Source organism: Streptomyces sp. NPDC058985 (assembly GCF_042740985.1).
Taxonomy (GTDB): Bacteria; Actinomycetota; Actinomycetes; order Streptomycetales; family Streptomycetaceae; genus Streptomyces.
The window spans coordinates 26,975-43,099 of record NZ_JBHYJX010000042.1 but is presented as its reverse complement, the minus strand read 5'-3'; the positions used below and the strand labels follow the sequence as shown (position 1 = coordinate 43,099).

The window sequence follows — 16,125 nt, the reverse complement described above, 5'->3', positions numbered from 1 at the left end:
CTTACATGTTGCCAAAATTGTCGGCCGCTGTATATTTGACAGCCCGTAAAAGATAGCGTCCGTACATCAACAGCGGGAGCGACATGCGACCACTTGGCAGTACCGACCCCGGGCAGTTCATCGCGGACTTCTACACCTCCTTGACCGAGGAGTTGCTGCAGTCGGACGAGGACGCAGCAGCGATTATCGACCGCTATCACACCCCGGACATCGTGGAGATCGCCGACGGGCACCGGATGGACCGCGACAAACTCATCGCGCATTGCCGTCCCGTGCGCAAAAACCGCCCCACATTGCGCATGGAGGTGCACGAGGCCATCGTCGACGGCGACCGGCTCGCCGCCCGGTACACCATGCACTCCTCGCAGCGCGGCAAGGACCTCGCTACCGAGGTCTACTTCTTCGGCCGGTTCACGCCGGACGGGCGTATGAGAAAGGCCCACATGACCACCCGCACTCTTCGGGCCGACGCAAACAGCGGACAGCAGGCGGTGACACCGTGACCGAGCGCGTCTGCACCGTCAGGGGCATGGTCTGCGGCCACTGCGCGGAGTCGGTTGGCGAAGAGCTCGAAGGCGTCGCTGGTGTCACGGCTGTCAGCGTGGACGTCGACAGCGGCACGGTTGCGATCACGAGCGATGAGGCGCTGGACACCGCGGACGTACGCGCGGCGATCGAGGAAGCCGGCTACGAGCTGTCTGCCGAAGGCGCGTAGACCCCAGCCGGGGCCCCAGCCACGCGGCAGTGACCCACCGTCGAACCGCACGCCGAAGTGTCCGAGCGCCGGGCATCCCCACGGCCTTCGGTCGATCCGCCCGACAAGCGCATAGATGGTGCACCCAGGGACCTGACCGCGTCGCGCGCACCAAGCGGCAGCGTCAAGCCCGCCTCCGACAACCGCCACCGAGAGGGCTGCCATGAAACCCCACGTGAACTCGGACGAACTCGCCGCAGCGTACGGACGACTGCACGGTTACGGTCCCGAATTCGGCGGGGACGAGGAGGGCAACCACGGGTTGACCAATCACGGCCCTATGGCTGTAGAGGTCATGGTCAGGCGCGGGCTGGATATTGGCGTTCAGAAATGGCTCGACCGCTACGTCCACCGACTGGCAGAGCTTCCCGACGTCGGCGACCCCATCCAGCCCGACGGGTGGAGCCCGGCGCTCGGTCAGGCACGACGGCTGCCGGACTGGACGGTGTATTTCCAGCGAGAGCTTGCCGAACGTACATGGCAAGACGTACTTACTGAGTGGTGGCCACGGTTGCTACCGGGCATCGTGGCCGGCTCCACCCACGGCGTGATCCGGGTCGGGCACGCAGTGAGGGCCCTCTGCGCCTTTCCTGGCGCGCCAGTGCGTCCGATGCTCGACGAGCTGGCGCACGGACTGGCCTTCTGGGCAGCCCGATACCGTGAGCTCACCGGGGTGGCCATGCCAACGGGCTCCCTCACAGCACAACATGCCGTGACAGCCGTCAACCGGCTGGACAACCAAAGCGGCTTCATCACTCACCGCCTCGACCGCCTCGAGCACAGCCCGGGCTGGACCGCGAGCCTACGCCTGCTGCAACCCGCCGCGTCCACCGAAGAAGTCCCGGCACAGCTGGAGACGCTGGTCGACAGCGCCGCCAGGGCATACCTCGGGCTCGGTCATGGGGCTCCGGTCCTCCTCGTCCACGCCTCCACCGCGCCCAACGCCGTGCTGCATGTTCTCCCGGTCCTGCCGACAGAACTGTGGCAGCGGAGCCTGACAGCGGCCTGGGCTGCCACAGCGGCGATCATCGCGACCTACGCACCAGCCCAGTCGGCACCAGAAGCGGAGATTCGTGCGCGTCTGCCCGAGCTCTCCCGCGAGGATGCGCTGTGCCAGGCAGCAGAGCACGGCGACGAGCACGTTCTGAAGTTCACCGACACTGCCGTCGAGTCCTACGACCGCACTGGTGACCCGGCGTTTCTGTCCGCGACCAGCCTGGCTGGCGAGCTCATCGACCGGCCCTGATGTGGCACTGGAAGGATGGAGCCAGCTGACGCCCAGGTTGAGTGTCGGCAAATCGAAGGTCGGGAAGCGACATTTCAAGTCCTCACGTCAGGGGAACTTGCCTACATGGTCTGGGGGACCGCCCGGTGTGGTGAACGCAGACCACGCTGTGGGCTCGAGTCCGGCGGAATTCCGCATCTTCTGATAGCCGCGATTACCAATAACTGCCACGTGGTTGTTCCTGCTTTCTGTCTTTTGTCGTTTCTCAGCGTGTTCTGCGGATGGCGTCTGTGGCCGCCTTGGCGATGGCGGCGGGGGCGGTGGAGGGCTGGGGAAGGTGCAGCAAGGTGGCCCCCGGCAAGTGGCGGGACTCGGAGGTGAGGGTGAGCTGGAGTACGGCGCAGCCGATGGTGGTGAGCTGCTTGACGCGGGTGACGGCTTGAGCGGTCTCGTCGCGGCCGTAGTGGGCGTCGGTGACGATCACGAGGAGGCGGCCGGCACCGGGGCGACTGAGTTCGAGGCCGTGGTCCAATGCGTCGATGGCGTCGCCGAGATTGTGGTGGCCGCCGTTGGCAGCGAAGGTCGTCACGCGCTCCGGTGCTCGGTGGGTGGGTCGCGTCAGCGCGGTCAGGTGCATGTCGTAGGCGATGGTGGCGGTACGGGAGTCGGGGTCCGTCAGGGCCGCTGCGCGTGCCACGATCCAGGCAGCGGACGCGACGGGTGCGCAGGCGGCACGCATGGAGCCGGAAACGTCGACGGCGATACCCACACGCAGCGGTGGGGTGGGGGAGTTCCGGCGGCGGGTGTGGGTGAACGGCTCTGCCGTGGGAGTCGCCCCGGCGGCGCGCTGCGCGTCGCGTGCGAGGGCGGCGCGCATGTTGAGGCGGCCGGGCGGTGTGGGGCTGGTGGTCCGTTCCTCGATTCGCTCGCGGTAGGCGGCGGCGCGCAGGGCGCGGCTCAGGCGCGCGGCGGCACTCTGCTCGGCGGCGGTGGGCCTGCGGGTGCCGGTGACCGGGTTGCTGCGGGGCGCCGGTGTGCCGTCGGGGGTGACGGTGGTGCCGCGGGTGTTGAAGACCGACTTGGCGGTGGCGGCGGCTTTGCGTCGCTGGCCGGCCCGCTGGGCGCGGTCCTGCGCCTGCGCCTTGGACTGCGCGGCCATGGCGTTGGTCGCTGCGGCCTGTGCCGCGAGGTCGGCGGCGTCGGTGGCGGCAGTGCTGTCCATGACGACTCCCACGGCGCCGGACAGCAGGTCGGTGAGGTTCTCCGGCACGGGCAGGGTGGGGGCAGCGGCGTCCAGAGCGTCGCACCATTTCTGGCCGTGCACGAGCATGGTCGTGGCGTCGTGGTCGGCGCACTGGTGGGCTGCGGTCCAGATGCGGGTGAGGGTGGCCAGCAGGTCTGCACCGAGCACCTTTTCGCACAGATCGGCGAGGGCCTGGGTCTCACCGGCGTCCAGGATGCCGACGTCTCGGCGGCCGAGGATCAGGGCCGCCGCGCCGGCGGCCTGCTCGATGCCCTGGAGGGTGGGGTGGGCGATGTCGGGCATGACCAGGGTTCGGGCACTGGTGCGCAGATACCGGCGGTCCGTGGGCCGCGTGATGAGGTGTGCGCCTTCGACACGGCTCTCCTCCAGCAGGAGCGCGGCCTCGACGACACGGGGGTCTGCTCCGGCAGGCTGCGTCCAGACGGAGTGGGCCGCGTGCGCGGCCTCGTGGACGAACACGCCCCAGGCGGCGGGATAGCGCTCCTCGTCGCCCACGATCCGCGGATGGATCTCGTGGGGCTTCAGTGGCGCGAACAAACGGGCGTCGAACTCGACCTCGCCCAGCGTGGGGAAGAACGCGGCCGGAGCGCCGCTGCGCGTGCCGGGGCGGCAGGTGACGAGGAGGTCCTGGCGGCCGGATAGGGCGACCAGCCGGTCGCCGAGTTCGGCTCCCACGCGCAGCCATGCGTCCGGGGAGGTGCGGGGTTGTGCGGGCGGGGCGCCGTCGTCGTCCCAGCGTGCGAGGTCGGCGTCGTCGTCCGGCGTGGTGGCGGGCGACTGGACGTGGTGGTGGGCGCTCATCGCGAGCGGCCCCGGGGTGCGGAGCCGACGCTGCCCGGCGGCTGCCGGGCGGCTGAGGAGGGGAGCTGCTTGCCGAGAGTCAGGGGGGCGATCTTCTTGACGCCGACGGCCTTGGTGACGGCGTCTGCGACGGCGTCGCGGTCCTCCACAGGAGCGATGCCGACGAGGTTCGCGAGCGCGGCTTTGGTGCCGAGGACGGCCTCGGTTTTTTGGTAGCTGAGCAGCTCTCGCAGTTGGGGGGCCCAGCCCAGCTCGCCGAGTTCGACCTGGTGGGCGAGGTGTCGGGCGACCCGCACCACCCGGGCATCGATCCTCAGCGCCAGGGCGAGGTCGTAGTCTGTGCCGATCTGGATCTGCACGCTGAACCGGCTTGCGAGGGCCTCCGTCAACACCGCGCCGTGGACGCCGGGGTTGTGGCCAGCCACCACGTAGAAGCCCGGCTCGGCCTTGATGGTCTCGCCCTTGTGGGCCTTGACCTGGATCTGCCGGCGCCCGTCCATCGCGGGATACAGCGCCGCCAACACCTTCGGTGAGATCAGGGTGGCATCGTCGATCAGCAGGGCGCGGCCCTCGGTCATCGCGGTGACCAGCGGACCGTACTGGAACACGTAGCCTCCGCCGTCGGCCTGCGTCCAATCGCCGATCAAGTCGCCGACCTGGGTGTCGCCATCACCGGCGACGGTGAGCAGGTCCGGGAACGCCGCCTCGACCAGACTCGTCTTGCCGGTGCCGGGAGGGCCGTAGAGCAGCACCGGCACGTCGGCGTCGCGCAGGCGATTCAGCGCCTCGACGTCGGGCAGATCGGCCAGTTCCCGGGGGTGGTAGAGCTGGCCGCCCGCGCGGCGGATCGGGCCGGTCTGCCTGGGGGTGGCTGCGGCGGGAGTGGCCGTGCGGGCCGTGGCCGCCTGGGCGCGGGGAGCGTGGGTGCCCGGTGGGCTGATCACAGCGGTCTGCGCGGCTGCGGCGGTTTTCGCGTTCGCGAGGAACTCCGGTTGTCCGGTGGCACTTTGATCGGCTTCGCCGCGTCGGACCAGGGTGAGGGCGGCGTTGCGGACGGCGCCGTGGGAGTGGCCCAGCTGCCTGGCCATGTCCCCGATGGTGAGCCTGTCCGTCGGCCGGTCGGCCAGTAGCCGGGCCACCTTGGCTCGCAGTTCGCCGCCCTTGGTGCGCGCTGGACTGGTAGGCGCAACAGGTGTGGTCAAACGAGCCTCCTTGAACGGGTGCGGGCGGGTTGGCGATGCGCTGGAGAGGCTGGCCGCTCCCGGAGCGGAGCACGGGCTGTGGCGACATCGGCGACCGGGCCAGCTGAGGGATTGCCGGCAACGTTCACCGGTCGGCCGAGGGCTTGGTGCAGGTGCACGTGATGGTCGGCGACGGGCAGCGTGCTGGCTGCTGAGCAGGCCCGTGTGTCCGTTCCGTACCGGGTTCCGTCGCTCGGCAGGCGCAGTCGGGCGTCTCTTCGAAGCCGTCCTGGAACAGGATCTGCCGGGCGGCGGCGTTGTAGCCGGTGGTGGTGATCTCGCCGGTGATGGCGTGCCGGATCGTCAGGAACGGCTCTGCTGGTGTGTCGGGCAAGGCGGATCTCCTATCGGTGTTGGCGGGAACGGGGAGGGTCGCGGGCTGCTTGTCGGCTGCCGTGGCGGTACGAGTCGGCGGCGTGCGGCGAGTAGAACGGCGAGCGCGAAGGCGGCGCCGGCGGCGGGGAGCACGGCGCTCGCCAGGGGCTGCTCGGCGAGGCGTCCGGACAGGGCGGTGCCGGCGGACTGCCCGACGCCGATCGAGAGGATCAGCCAGGCGTACGCCTCGCTGGTGCGGGCCGCGGGTGCGAGGGTGTCGGTGGTGACGTAGGCGCAGGCGACCACGACGGTCAGGAACGCGGCGGGAACCGCGACCGCGACGGTGGCCGCGTACGGGCCGGGGAGGAACAGGAGTGGCAGCCACCCGGCAACGAACGCAGCGGCGGCGGTGACCAGTCGGCCGGTGGTGGTGCTGTTCCAGTGCCGGCGGCCGTAGAGGAGGCCGCCCAGGAAGCTGCCGGTGGAGAACGCTGCGGGGAGGATCCCGGAGAGCATCTCCTGCCCGTGTTGTTCGGCCATGGAGACCGCCCAGACGTTCATGGCACCGATCGCGAAGCCGATGCCGACCAGAGAAGCGAAGAGCAGTACCAGCGCGGGACTGGCCAGTCGCGGTGTCTCGGGTGCTGGTTCCTGAGCAGGCGGGGCCGGACGCCAGCGTCGTGACGGTGGCGCGAGAGCCACCGCGGCGGTACCGGCCATACCGAGTACGGCGGTGACCGCGAGCGCGGTGGTGGGGCTGCTCGTGGAGGCGAGCGCCGCCACGAGCAGGGGGCCGACGATGTAGAGCAGACCCTGCGTGCCGGTGTCCAGGGCGAGGGCAGCGTGGCGGAGGCGGGGGTCGGGCAGCACGCTGGGCCACAGGGCCCATAGGCCGGCCTCCAGGGGAGGCGTGCTCAGGCCGCCGGCTACGACGATGGCCGAGGCCAGGCCCGCTCCGCCGTACGGGCCGGTCAGCGGCAGGGCGACCAGGAGAGCGGAGTTGATCAGGGCGGCCGGCAGGTGCACCGCTGTCTGGCCGTGGCGGTCCATGAGGCGTCCCTTGACCGGCTGGGCCAATGCGGAGGACAGCCCGTACAGGGCGCTGAGCAGTCCGCCGAAGGCGATGCCGTGGCCGTTTGCGGTGGCCCACAGGACGATGGCGACCGGTGCCATGCCGTTGGGGAGCCGACCGGTGAGGGTGCCTGCGAGGAGACGGGTGACGTACGGGCTGCCCAGCACCGCGCCGTAGGTGGGGCGCGGTGCCGGGGTGGGGGATGCGGTCAGGGACAACGAGGGGCTTTCTCGGTGGTCAGCGGTGGTGGGTGCTCGTGCTGGCGTGCGGTGGTGGTGCGGGTGGGGTGGTGTCCACGGCCGGGCGCGGGCGGATACGCAGGACGGGGGTGCGGTGCGGGGGCAGGACGGCGACGGTCGCGCCCAGGTCCTCGGCGGCGTCTTCGACTTCGCGGGCGAGGAACTCGATCTGCCGGCCGAGGGCGGACAGGCGGGCGGCGATCTGGCGTCCGTGCACGGTCTCCAGCGCGCTGGCGAACTGGCCGCTGGTCTCCAGTAGTTCCTGGAGGCGGACCATGGGGCCGGCGTGGTAGCCGCGCTGGACGGCGCTCAGGAGCGCGTTGGATGCGTCACCGGCACTGTGGCCTTCGACGACGTCGCGGATGAGTTCCTGCAGGGACACCTCCGGGACCGGCACGGGGCGGGCGAACCGGGAGATGTCCGGGCGCAGCACGCCGGGCGGGACCGCGGGGGGCAGGGCCTTGCCCGCCTCCCACTCGTGGGCGTGGTGCCCGATCACCTTCCAGCCTGGTGCGCCCGGGTCGCCGTGGAGCGCGACCACCGTCGAGTCGTCGTCCTCGACGAGGTAGGCGAGGGTGATGGGCTGGCCGTCGGCGGCGTACCAGGACTCGATCAGGTCCAGTTCGCCGCGCTGCTGCGCGGCCTGGGCCTTCTCGGTCCACGCCTGCTGTTCCTCCATCGTCAGCGAGGGCCGGTGATGATGAGTGCTGTGTTGGTCGGCGAGGTTGCTGGCGATGGAGCCGTGGTCGGCCCATGCGGTCAGGTGGGGCCACAGCGCCGCGCGCCGAGCGCGTTCGGCCGAGGGGCCGGTGACCGGCCGGTCGAGGACACGGCGGATCTCGGCGGTGGTGGCGGACAAGCCGTCCAGAACGGCCCGCCACCCGGCCAGGTGCCGCGCGGGCGGCAGTTCGTCGAGCGCGCGACGGGCGGCGTCCAGGAGGTCTTCGGCGTGCGGAGCGAGGTGGGTGGCGTACGCCTCGACCGCCGCTTCGTCGCGGTGGGCTCGTGCGGCTGCCGCTGCGCCTGCATGGACGGTGCGGCCGAAGCGGTCGCGGGTGGTGTCGAGCGCGACCTCGTACTCGTGGTCGATGACCGCCATCCGCAGCCGGAAGGTACGGGCGCTCTCGACGACGTTCTTCGCCACGGGCGGGGGGCTATCTGGGAGGGAGCTTGGCGCTGTCATCGGGATCGCCCTGTTCCAGCGGCGGTCAGGTGAACGGTCGGTGCGTAGGCGGGCTTCGGCGGGATCGGCCGGGCTGAGGGGAGCGAGGTGGTGGGCGTGGTGGCGCGCTGGGTGGTCCGGCCGGCGGCAGCCTGGGCGAGACGGGCGCGGCGCTCCTGGAGGCCGTTGGGCCGCACTGGGCGCGCGGCTGCGGCGGACTGCATGGGGTCCACGCGGATGTCGGCCTGCACGGTGTAGCCGTGGCTGCGCAGGTCGTGGACGGCTTGGCGGGTGCGGCGGGTTCCGTCCCGTTCGGGCTCGCTGAGCCGGTAGAGCCCCGGCTCGTCGGGGACGGGCTCGAACTGCTCGCGCTCAAGGAACCAGTGGGCGAGGTGTGCGGGTATCGAGGCGGTGGAGGAGGCGACGAAGCCGTGCTGGGGGTGGGTGCCGAAGGCGAAGTGGGTGCCGGGCTGCAAGGGGGCGTACTTCTCCTGACGTGGTCGGGTCGGGGCAGTCAGTGGGCGTGCGGGGCGGGGCGGGCACCGGCGGTGATGGAGCGGGCCGGGGCGGTGACGGGGAGTACCGGGCGACGGTGGGGCGCGCTCAGGCGGGCTTGGCGCAGGAAGCGCTCGCCGTCGGTGAGCCAGGTCTGGACGGCCGGCCACACCCGGGCCCGGCGCTCCTGGGGGGCCACGGAACCTTGGATGACGTCCTCCAGCACTGCCCCGGTCTGAAGGACGGCGTCCGTCAGGCGGGAGAGGGCCGCAGCATCCTCGGGCCACGGACTGAGGTCGGGGCGGCACTCGTTGAGCAGGGTGGGGGCGTGGTCGAGGACCGGAAGGAAGCGGTTCCAGGACTGGTCGAGGAACTCCTCGACCGCGGTACCGAGGGCGGCGGCGTCCAGCGGGGTGGCGTCGCTGTAGCGGCCGGAGGCGACCATGGCCTGCCAGGTCTCGTACTCGCTGCGGATCTCGTCGAGGGCGGCGGCGATGCCCGCCGTCCGGCGGGCGTGGACGGCCCGGTCGTAGGCGGGCAGGTACCGGTCGGTGAGAGCCTGCGCCGCGCGCCCGGGATACGGCGGGAGGACGATGCTGTGCGGAGCGTGGGGGTCGCCGTAGCCCTCTTCGAACCCCTCGGGTGCGAACGCGCCCACCAGGTAGTCGAGGTGGCTGCCGGGGCGCTCGACGAACAGGAGGGTGGTGTCGTGGACGGTGTCGGTGAGGATCGCGGCGTAGGGGATCCGTTCGTTCTGCAGGGCGCGGCCGAGCTCACCGCCGTCCCAGATCCAGGGCACGAGGTCTTCCTGCCAGGCGGGGTGGGAGTAGAGCTCCACCCTCGCCTCCCAGCGGCCTGGGAGTTGACGGGCGAGGTCGCTCGCGGCGTCGCCGATGAAGCGTCGGCTGCTGGTGTGCACGCTGGTGCGGTGCCGCTGCGCGCAGCGGACCAGGTCCAGCACCGTGGTCCCGGTGTCGCCGGCGGGCAGGTGCCACGCGCCCGTCTCACCGCGCCGGAAGCCACTCTCGGCGAGGGCGGTGTGCGCCCACTTGTACTGCTCGCCCGACACGAGGCCGACGATCCCGGACTCCCGGCTGTGCGCGAGGATGATCTGCGCCTCAGCCATGGAAGTGGTTCCCGCCGTCGCCCACCAGGGCACGCAGACTGCGTCCGTAGGCCCACGCGTGCTCGCGGGCCGCCGCCTCCAGCTGGTCGTATCCGACCTGGACCGTCATCTGCCCCGGGTGCTTGCGGTACCGGTACACCGGGACCGGAAGCAGGATCCCGGGCGCCAGCGAGGTCACGCCGAGGGCCGCGCAGTAGTCCTCGCCCTGGACGAGGCCGCCCATGGGTGCGGCGCGCACGAGGTCGGTGCGAGCGAGGATCGTGGTCGGCCCGATGGGGATGGTGTCCGCCGGCGACTTCCAGTACGTCCACGCCTCCCCGGCCTGGTGCCGGCCGGGCGGCGTGGGGCAGCGCCATAGGGTGGTCGAGCCGTCGGGGTGCTGGTCCTGGCTCCAGCCGGCGCACCAGCCGACGCCGGTCGACTCCAGGATGTCTTGCCGCACGGACATGGCGTCGTCCGTGAACTCGTCATCGTCGTCCGCCCAGTTGACGTAGCGGGTGCGGACGTGGGTGAGAGCGAGGTTGCGGGCGCAGGCGGCGCCGACCGGCCGGGGCAGGGCCAGTGTGCGGACCCGGGGATCCTGCGCGAGCGGGGCCGGCAGGCGGTCCGGGGAGGCGCCGTCGAGCGCGATCACGGCCTCCCACGGCACGGACTGCCGGGTGAGGCTGGCGTGCATGGCGCTCAGGTAGTCGAGGCGGTCGTCGCGCAGGCGGGTGGCGATGACGACGGTAATCAGGGGAGCGGACAGGGAGGTCTCCGGCAATGAGGGGAGGTGTGGGTCAGCGGCGGACAGCCGTGCGGGAACCGGGCGGCGCTGCACGGGCAGTGGGCCGCGGCGGCGTGCGCAGGGCAGTTGGTGTCCGGTGGGTGGTGATGGCGGGCCAGTGGGCCGGGTGGTCGCTGAAGGGGGTGCTGGGGTCGGTGTCCCAGGCGACGAGGGGGCCCGTGCCGGTGTGAGCCATGCTGATCACTTCGATGCCCTGCGGATGCAGGACGTAGCCCCACTGCACGTCCATATCGCCGGCGGTGTCGTCGGTGACAGCCATGCACACCAGCGGGGAGCCGTCCGGGGTGACCAGGTGGTCCAGGGTGCGGCTGGGCCACCGCTCGCCGCCGGTCAGCGCGTGCACGAGGGCGGGCGGGGCGTCGTCGAGGAGGTCGGTGCCCAGCTCGTTCCAGCCGACGGTGACGTCGTCGACGAGGTGGCGGGACATGGCCTCCAGGTCGCGGCCGAAGCGGTGCTGGTAGGCGGCCAGGAGGAGCGGGAGGTGGTGGCTGGGCAGTCCGTCGAACTGAACGTGGATGCCGCTGTACCCGGTGCCGGTGGTGGGGCGGGCGATGAAGGAATGGGTGGACAGGGGTACTCCGGGGGACGTGCGGGAGAGGCTGGGCTGCCGCGAGGACGGGAACGATCGGCCCGCTCGGCGGTCCGGTCCTACGCGCGATGCAACTGGGTGGGAACCGGGGGGCCGGAGGCGTTGGTGCGGGCGCAGGTGTAGCCGATCAGGCGGGAGGGCTCGGCCTTCGCGGGGACGGTGGCGGCGTCGTTGCACACGAACGTGGAGCGGATGGAGGTGCGGGGCACGTCGTGGAGCCAGGCCCGGTCGTCCTTGCCGGGGTTGAGCTGCAGGCCGGAGTTCGCGACGGTGTCGGTCTGGGTGTGCGTGTGGGAGAAGAGGACCAAGGCGCCGCCGTCCGTGGTCTTCAGGGCGTAGGCGTCCTCGTAGCGGTTCGGGGCTGCCTCGAAGACGGTGCTGGCCTGGTTCCCGAAGCGGCTGCCCGTCTCGTCGTGGACCTTGATCTGTCGCTTGCTCGCCTCGGTCGGCGAGAAGACCTTCGTCCCGGTGTTCGTGCCTCCGGTGGCGAAGTTGTCGAGCACGGCCGTGCGCAGCAGGTTGGCGCCGGCTGCCAGCTTCTTGTTGCCGTCAGCGGCGACGGCCGTGGCGTACCCGTCGCGGCCGAGGGCGATCTTCGGCAGCTTCGGGCTGTCGAGGTCGACGACCGAGACCATCTCCCACCGCTTGCGCTGCGGGCGTTCGGCGAACACAGCCAGTCGGGAGGGGGCCTTGCCCTGGCGGTCCGAGAGCGCGGTGGCGAACCAGCGCTCCTGGCCCGAGGGCAGGCGGGGGATGTACAGCTTGGCGCTGGTGACGTCGTAGGACCACGCCTTGTACGGCTCGCGGTCCTTGGCGGGAAGTCCTTCGGTCTCGGTGTAGTCCGAGAGGGACATCGCATACAGGGGGCCGTCTTCGACCGTGTTGAGCAGGCGCCGGTCGCGGTCGGCGTTGGCCTCGTTGTTGATCTTCGAATAGCGGGTGATGACGTCGCGGGCCTGAGCGGCGCTGAGAGCCGGCGCCGGCTTCGGGGAGGTGCTGGCGCTGGGCGTCTTCCGAGCCTGGGCGGGTCCATCTTCGCCGGCGCACCCAGTGAGGGCCAGGGCGAGGCAGGCTGTCGCGGTGAGCAGAGGGACGGTACGGAGAGCGGTGCGGATCAGGGGCTCCAAGGGATCTGCTGGAGGGAACGGGGTCAGCGAGTGCGGCGGATCGTGGGGGCTGCCGGGGGTGATGCCGGGGGAAGGGCCGATGCCCGGGCGGGGGCGGCCCGCGGTGGTGGCGGGAGCGGGGTGAGCGCCCGCATCCGGTCCTCGGCCACGTGCAGGACCTCGCCGAGCTGGCGGATCTCGGCGGCGGCGTCGGCGAGGTCGTAGGACAGGTCGAAGCCGTCGTCCTCCTCTGCTTCCTTGGCCTTCTCGCCGGCTGCTTCGAAGAACTCGCCGAGCTGCGTCAGCAGACCGTCGGTGGGCTCCAGGATCTGGTGCAGCAGGGCAGCGGCATCCGCGTGCGACTCGGCTCCGTTGAGCCGGTCGGTCAGCTCGCGCATCGCGTCACCGCAGACGTGGGCAGCGCCACGCTCTGGTGTGCCGGGGGCGTCCTGGGCTGGAGACGCCGGCCGGCCGGGGGCGGGGTGAGCGCTTGCGTGGGGCGTGGCGAGGGCCGGGAGGAGTCCGAGCTGGCCGAGGCGGTGGTCGATTGCCGCAAGCAGGGGTTCGGCGCTGCCGCCGTGGCGGGCTTCGGGTCGCGGGCTGGCGCCGGGGTCGTCGCAGGGAACCGAGTCGTAGAGAACCTCGTACCGCATCACGATGTCGGGGATCTCGCGGGTGACGATCCAGCCCTCGGGGTCTCCGGGACGGCGTTCGGAGGGGGCTCCTGCGGCGGACTGATGGTCAGGTAGCTGTCGTCGGGGAGCGAGACGCGCACGATGTAGGCGCTCATGCCGAACTCGATGTCGCAGGGCAGTCCGCGGGCCCGGAGCGGTGTCGTGATGTGCGTGTGGCGACGCCACAGCTCCTGCCACCATCGTTCCCCCACGTTGCGGTGATCGGGAAGCGGCGCGAGCGGGCTCGTGCGGGAGTCCGGGGGGTTCGGCTCGTCAGCGGCCACGGCTTCTCCTTCGCGACGCCGGCCGCTGTCGCGGATCCGGCGGGGGGTTGAGGCCGCTCACTGGCTCCGGCGCCGGATGGGTGCCGAGTGTGCAGTCGTCGCAGGCAGCGATCAGGTCGTGCTCCCTCTCGGCTTCGCGGTCGGCGAGCTGCGCCGTGAGGGCGTCGTGTTCGACTTGCTGGCGTTGGGCTTCGGCCCAATCAGTGGTGTTCACGTGCGGTGGATGGGTCAAGGGGGCTCCGGGTGAGGGCGGGCTCGGCAGCTCGCCGGGGATCGGGGTCTGGGATGTGGTGGGCGCGCTCCGGCCGTTACCGGCGGGGCGCGCTGCCAGGGGAGGGGGGAGAGGGGGGCGGGCTCGCGACAGCGCCCGCCTGGAGGTCGGTCGGCGTCGTGGGGGCCGGGTCGTAGGTGGCACGGAGCCTGTTCAGGCCGGCTTCGTCGGCCAAGGCCAGGACCGACAGCGCCCGGCTGGCTGCGGTCATCAGCAGGTTCGACGGCGAGCCCATGGCTGCTCCGCGGTTCTCCTGCTTCCACCGGGCGGCGGCGACGAGGTAGTCGCTCACGGCGCGCAGTGCGGGTTCGGCCGCGTCCAGGACGTGGTCGGTGACCGCGTCGATCTCAGCCGGGGTCTGGGCCGCCGGGAGGGCATCCAGGTACGGCGTGAGGTCGGGCGCCGGCCAGGGCTGGTCGGGCAGCGGGTGCGCCGCGAGGAAGGGCCCGGCGTCGCGTCGCGCCCACCGCTTCAGGTCACCGCGGGTGGCCAGGTTGTGCCGGGCGGCATGGATCTGGTCGGCGTCACGGCCGACGTTGTCGTACAGCTCGAAGTCTGGGTCACGCATGGGTGTTCGGTAGTCCTTCGGCGAGTGCGAGGCCACAGGCCGTCGGCGTCCGGAGAGGTCGTTGAGCGGGTCCTGCTCGTAGGGGAAGAGCACGAGGTGGGTGCCGACGCGTCGGTGTGATCGGCATCAGGGCCTTGTGCTGAGACCAGCTCCTTAGCCAGCGGCACTACGTCAGCTGCGTAGCGCTCGGCCACTGCGAGTAGGCGATTCCCGCCGGCGCGGTGACGGGCAGACGGCGCTCCTCGACGTGGCGGGAGGTGGGCATCGCAGTCATCGGCGGCCGCGGCGAGCAGCTGTGAACGGCGCGGGCGTGGCCCGTGGGCTGGAAGGGGCCGTGGGCTTGTCAGCTGTCACCTGGCGGTAGGCGGCGATGGCTTCCTTGAGGCGGTCGACTGCGTCAGCCCTACGAGCGGCGAGGATGTCGATTTGAATCGCGGAGTACTGCAGGACACCTAGGGAGTTGATCGACTTCGTGTCGGCTATGACGCTCGTAAGCGCGGTGGCCGCCTGCTGAGCGGCGTCGGTGAATTGACGGTGCACGTCGTCCAGGTGACGTGCGGCACTGGTCACGAGGACGGCCATCACCAGGTCGGTGCCCTCGTGGAGGAACCGGAGTTCCGACGGCGTCTTGCCGAGGGTCTGGTGCACCATCTGGGAACCGGGTGCGGCGGGAGGCCGGGTGTTGGAGATATCCATCAGGGTTTCTGGTGCGAAGAGTTGAAGGTGTTGCTGCAAAGAGCCCTTGGGGCCGGTAGGGCTACAGGTCGGCGAGATCGTCGGTGTCGAGGAAGTCGTCGTCGAGGGTGTCCTGCTGGTAGTGGAAGACCGATTCCTCCAGCGGGTGGAGGCTGGAGATTCCGGGGTGGGAGCGGAAGGCGTCGGTGCGCTCATGGATGTACTGCTGGGTGTCCGCGGCGGCGGTGATGGTGCGCACGGTGTTCCGAGAGGAGATCAGGCCCCACTGCGTCATGTCCGTCGGGGTGGTGTGCTTCATCCACACCCAGATCCCGTTGCCGAGCTTGATGATGCTCTCGGGGTGGTACAGGCCGCCGGTCCTCTTGTTGCGGCGAGGGCTGCGGCGCTCCCCGAGGTCCCGCATCAGACCTGGGCGGCCTTCTTCAGGACGGCGCCCTCTAGGTCGGCGCGCTCGTGGATTCGGGCACATAGGTCGTCGAGGAAGTCGTCCTTGTGCATACGGCCGGCGTCGGTGGTGACGTGCTGGGCTGCTTCGAGGGCGAGCTGGCGCAGCTGGGGGTCGGAGGAATACTTCACGGGAGGTCGCGGTCCTTCCAAGCGGCGGCTACTTCGGCCAGGGCGGTGGTGGCGTGCTCGATCACTTCACGGGTGACGGCTCGGCCGGGCGGAGCGAGTTCGGGGTCGTACTGTGCGAAGGTGCGGCTGCCGCGTATCTGGGCGAGGGCGGGGAGAATCTCGCAGAGCAGGTTCGTGGCGACCCTGCGCTGCCGCAGGTCTTCCTCCTGGCGTGCCTTGCGTTCCGCCCATGCGCCCTGGATGGTGAGTTCTCCCTCGGCAACCCTGTCGGCCAGCTGGGGGTCCTCGGAACGCAGGCGCGCGAGCTGGGCTTCCGACGATTCGGCTTGGGCCTTGTTCTTCTGCGCCACTGAGTACGCCTCGTTCAGGCCGATCGTGCCGTTGATGACTGCCTCGGCCAGGTCCGGTGCATGCCGCAGGACCATGCTGGCCTGTCCGATGCGTCCCACCGAGACGCCAGCCTGTTCACTCAGTGAACGGACGGACCGTTCACCGGGTGAACGCTGCTCGTGTTCACTGAATGAACGCGCCTTGGCCGTGATCATCGCGAGCTGGCCCTTGGTCACGTTCCGGCGCTGCCTGTTGGCCGAAAGTACGTACCGATCGGTGTCGTCGCCTTCGTATGTGGTGTAGGTCGGCTGGGTGCCTGCGATCTCGCAGGCACGAAGGCGGTTCTTGCCGTCCAGGATCCGGCCGGTGGTGTCGAGGACGACGGGGTTGTCGAGGCCGTGCTCGCGGATGTCGTCTGCGAGGGACTGGAGCTCTTCCTCGTCGAGTAGGGGGAAAAGTGCGGTGGTCGGGTGGGCTTCTATGGTGGCTTCCTTATGGATGTCGTCGTGATTGGTGCACGCACCGATCCGAGGCGGTTCAGGGCGTTGCT

The 16,125-nt window shown here is 70.8% G+C and carries 20 protein-coding genes and 1 pseudogene; 3 read left to right on the top strand and 18 right to left on the bottom strand.

Annotated elements, in window-relative coordinates:
* Positions 1-83 precede the first annotated feature (83 nt).
* From ACFW01_RS29650 to ACFW01_RS29640, 3 genes are all read left to right on the top strand, one after another.
* Positions 84-503, top strand: a complete 420-nt coding sequence (locus ACFW01_RS29650) for a nuclear transport factor 2 family protein (RefSeq protein ID WP_304380020.1) — start codon at positions 84-86, stop codon at positions 501-503.
* Positions 500-715: a heavy-metal-associated domain-containing protein gene (locus tag ACFW01_RS29645; protein WP_384508671.1), complete on the top strand. Its 216-nt coding sequence runs from the start codon at positions 500-502 to the stop codon at positions 713-715. The genes ACFW01_RS29650 and ACFW01_RS29645 overlap by 4 nt, the downstream gene beginning before the upstream one ends.
* A gap of 214 nt (positions 716-929) precedes the next feature.
* Entirely contained in the window at positions 930-2,000 is a 1,071-nt protein-coding gene (locus ACFW01_RS29640) for a questin oxidase family protein (protein WP_384508669.1), read from the top strand.
* Positions 2,001-2,244: 244 nt separating this feature from the next.
* Here the strand turns inward: ACFW01_RS29640 and ACFW01_RS29635 are convergent, their stop codons facing one another.
* From ACFW01_RS29635 to ACFW01_RS29550, 18 genes and pseudogenes are all read right to left on the bottom strand, one after another.
* Complete coding sequence (locus ACFW01_RS29635) at positions 2,245-4,044, bottom strand: hypothetical protein (protein ID WP_384508666.1); 1,800 nt, start codon at positions 4,042-4,044, stop codon at positions 2,245-2,247.
* Entirely contained in the window at positions 4,041-5,183 is a 1,143-nt protein-coding gene (locus ACFW01_RS29630) for an AAA family ATPase (RefSeq protein WP_384508766.1), read from the bottom strand. The genes ACFW01_RS29635 and ACFW01_RS29630 overlap by 4 nt, the downstream gene beginning before the upstream one ends.
* 187 nt (positions 5,184-5,370) lie before the next feature.
* Positions 5,371-5,592: a hypothetical protein gene (locus ACFW01_RS29625; RefSeq protein WP_384508763.1), complete on the bottom strand. Its 222-nt coding sequence runs from the start codon at positions 5,590-5,592 to the stop codon at positions 5,371-5,373.
* Positions 5,589-6,890 (bottom strand): MFS transporter, encoded by a 1,302-nt coding sequence (locus ACFW01_RS29620; protein WP_384508663.1) that lies wholly within the window; start codon positions 6,888-6,890, stop codon positions 5,589-5,591. Before ACFW01_RS29620 ends, ACFW01_RS29625 begins: the two co-directional genes overlap by 4 nt.
* Before the next feature lie 19 nt (positions 6,891-6,909).
* Positions 6,910-8,094 carry a hypothetical protein gene (locus ACFW01_RS29615; RefSeq protein ID WP_384508660.1) on the bottom strand — a complete coding sequence of 395 codons (1,185 nt, stop codon included), beginning with the start codon at positions 8,092-8,094 and terminating at the stop codon, positions 6,910-6,912.
* A complete protein-coding gene (locus ACFW01_RS29610; RefSeq protein ID WP_384508657.1) occupies positions 8,091-8,549 on the bottom strand; it encodes a hypothetical protein in 459 nt (152 codons plus the stop codon). The genes ACFW01_RS29615 and ACFW01_RS29610 overlap by 4 nt, the downstream gene beginning before the upstream one ends.
* 38 nt (positions 8,550-8,587) lie before the next feature.
* Complete coding sequence (locus ACFW01_RS29605; RefSeq protein ID WP_384508654.1) at positions 8,588-9,694, bottom strand: hypothetical protein; 1,107 nt, start codon at positions 9,692-9,694, stop codon at positions 8,588-8,590.
* Positions 9,687-10,430 carry a glycosyltransferase family 2 protein gene (locus ACFW01_RS29600; protein WP_384508760.1) on the bottom strand — a complete coding sequence of 248 codons (744 nt, stop codon included), beginning with the start codon at positions 10,428-10,430 and terminating at the stop codon, positions 9,687-9,689. Before ACFW01_RS29600 ends, ACFW01_RS29605 begins: the two co-directional genes overlap by 8 nt.
* A gap of 43 nt (positions 10,431-10,473) precedes the next feature.
* Positions 10,474-10,908: a hypothetical protein gene (locus tag ACFW01_RS29595; RefSeq protein ID WP_384508651.1), complete on the bottom strand. Its 435-nt coding sequence runs from the start codon at positions 10,906-10,908 to the stop codon at positions 10,474-10,476.
* A gap of 221 nt (positions 10,909-11,129) precedes the next feature.
* A complete protein-coding gene (locus ACFW01_RS29590) occupies positions 11,130-12,197 on the bottom strand; it encodes a hypothetical protein (protein WP_384508648.1) in 1,068 nt (355 codons plus the stop codon).
* A gap of 23 nt (positions 12,198-12,220) precedes the next feature.
* Complete coding sequence (locus ACFW01_RS29585) at positions 12,221-12,574, bottom strand: hypothetical protein (RefSeq protein ID WP_384508645.1); 354 nt, start codon at positions 12,572-12,574, stop codon at positions 12,221-12,223.
* Positions 12,575-12,828: 254 nt separating this feature from the next.
* The gene (locus ACFW01_RS29580; RefSeq protein ID WP_384508642.1) at positions 12,829-13,134 is read right to left on the bottom strand and encodes a hypothetical protein; all 306 of its coding nucleotides are present in this window, start codon (positions 13,132-13,134) and stop codon (positions 12,829-12,831) included.
* Between the two features lie 308 nt (positions 13,135-13,442).
* Positions 13,443-13,973 carry a hypothetical protein gene (locus ACFW01_RS29575; RefSeq protein ID WP_384508639.1) on the bottom strand — a complete coding sequence of 177 codons (531 nt, stop codon included), beginning with the start codon at positions 13,971-13,973 and terminating at the stop codon, positions 13,443-13,445.
* 270 nt (positions 13,974-14,243) lie between these two features.
* On the bottom strand, positions 14,244-14,624 hold the full coding sequence (locus tag ACFW01_RS29570; RefSeq protein ID WP_384508636.1) for a hypothetical protein: 381 nt from the start codon (positions 14,622-14,624) through the stop codon (positions 14,244-14,246).
* A 106-nt stretch (positions 14,625-14,730) separates the two neighbouring features.
* A complete protein-coding gene (locus tag ACFW01_RS29565; RefSeq protein ID WP_384508633.1) occupies positions 14,731-15,072 on the bottom strand; it encodes a hypothetical protein in 342 nt (113 codons plus the stop codon).
* The gene (locus ACFW01_RS29560; protein ID WP_384508630.1) at positions 15,072-15,245 is read right to left on the bottom strand and encodes a hypothetical protein; all 174 of its coding nucleotides are present in this window, start codon (positions 15,243-15,245) and stop codon (positions 15,072-15,074) included. The genes ACFW01_RS29565 and ACFW01_RS29560 overlap by 1 nt, the downstream gene beginning before the upstream one ends.
* Positions 15,242-15,811, bottom strand: coding sequence for a hypothetical protein (locus ACFW01_RS29555; RefSeq protein ID WP_384508757.1), 570 nt, complete (start codon positions 15,809-15,811; stop codon positions 15,242-15,244). The genes ACFW01_RS29560 and ACFW01_RS29555 overlap by 4 nt, the downstream gene beginning before the upstream one ends.
* Before the next feature lie 84 nt (positions 15,812-15,895).
* Positions 15,896-16,057: pseudogene (locus ACFW01_RS29550) on the bottom strand (ParB N-terminal domain-containing protein); the annotation flags it as partial.
* Positions 16,058-16,125: the final 68 nt, after the last annotated feature.

What these genes read in the sequence shown, in the direction of transcription:
- ACFW01_RS29650 (WP_304380020.1), top strand. Translation starts at nt 84, where the DNA reads ATGCGACCACTTGGCAGTACCGACCCCGGGCAGTTCATCGCGGACTTC.
- ACFW01_RS29635 (WP_384508666.1), bottom strand. Translation starts at nt 4,044, where the DNA reads ATGAGCGCCCACCACCACGTCCAGTCGCCCGCCACCACGCCGGACGAC.
- ACFW01_RS29615 (WP_384508660.1), bottom strand. Translation starts at nt 8,094, where the DNA reads ATGACAGCGCCAAGCTCCCTCCCAGATAGCCCCCCGCCCGTGGCGAAG.
- ACFW01_RS29605 (WP_384508654.1), bottom strand. Translation starts at nt 9,694, where the DNA reads ATGGCTGAGGCGCAGATCATCCTCGCGCACAGCCGGGAGTCCGGGATC.
- ACFW01_RS29595 (WP_384508651.1), bottom strand. Translation starts at nt 10,908, where the DNA reads ATGTCCCGCCACCTCGTCGACGACGTCACCGTCGGCTGGAACGAGCTG.
- ACFW01_RS29585 (WP_384508645.1), bottom strand. Translation starts at nt 12,574, where the DNA reads ATGCGCGAGCTGACCGACCGGCTCAACGGAGCCGAGTCGCACGCGGAT.
- ACFW01_RS29575 (WP_384508639.1), bottom strand. Translation starts at nt 13,973, where the DNA reads ATGCGTGACCCAGACTTCGAGCTGTACGACAACGTCGGCCGTGACGCC.
- ACFW01_RS29570 (WP_384508636.1), bottom strand. Translation starts at nt 14,624, where the DNA reads ATGGTGCACCAGACCCTCGGCAAGACGCCGTCGGAACTCCGGTTCCTC.
- ACFW01_RS29565 (WP_384508633.1), bottom strand. Translation starts at nt 15,072, where the DNA reads ATGCGGGACCTCGGGGAGCGCCGCAGCCCTCGCCGCAACAAGAGGACC.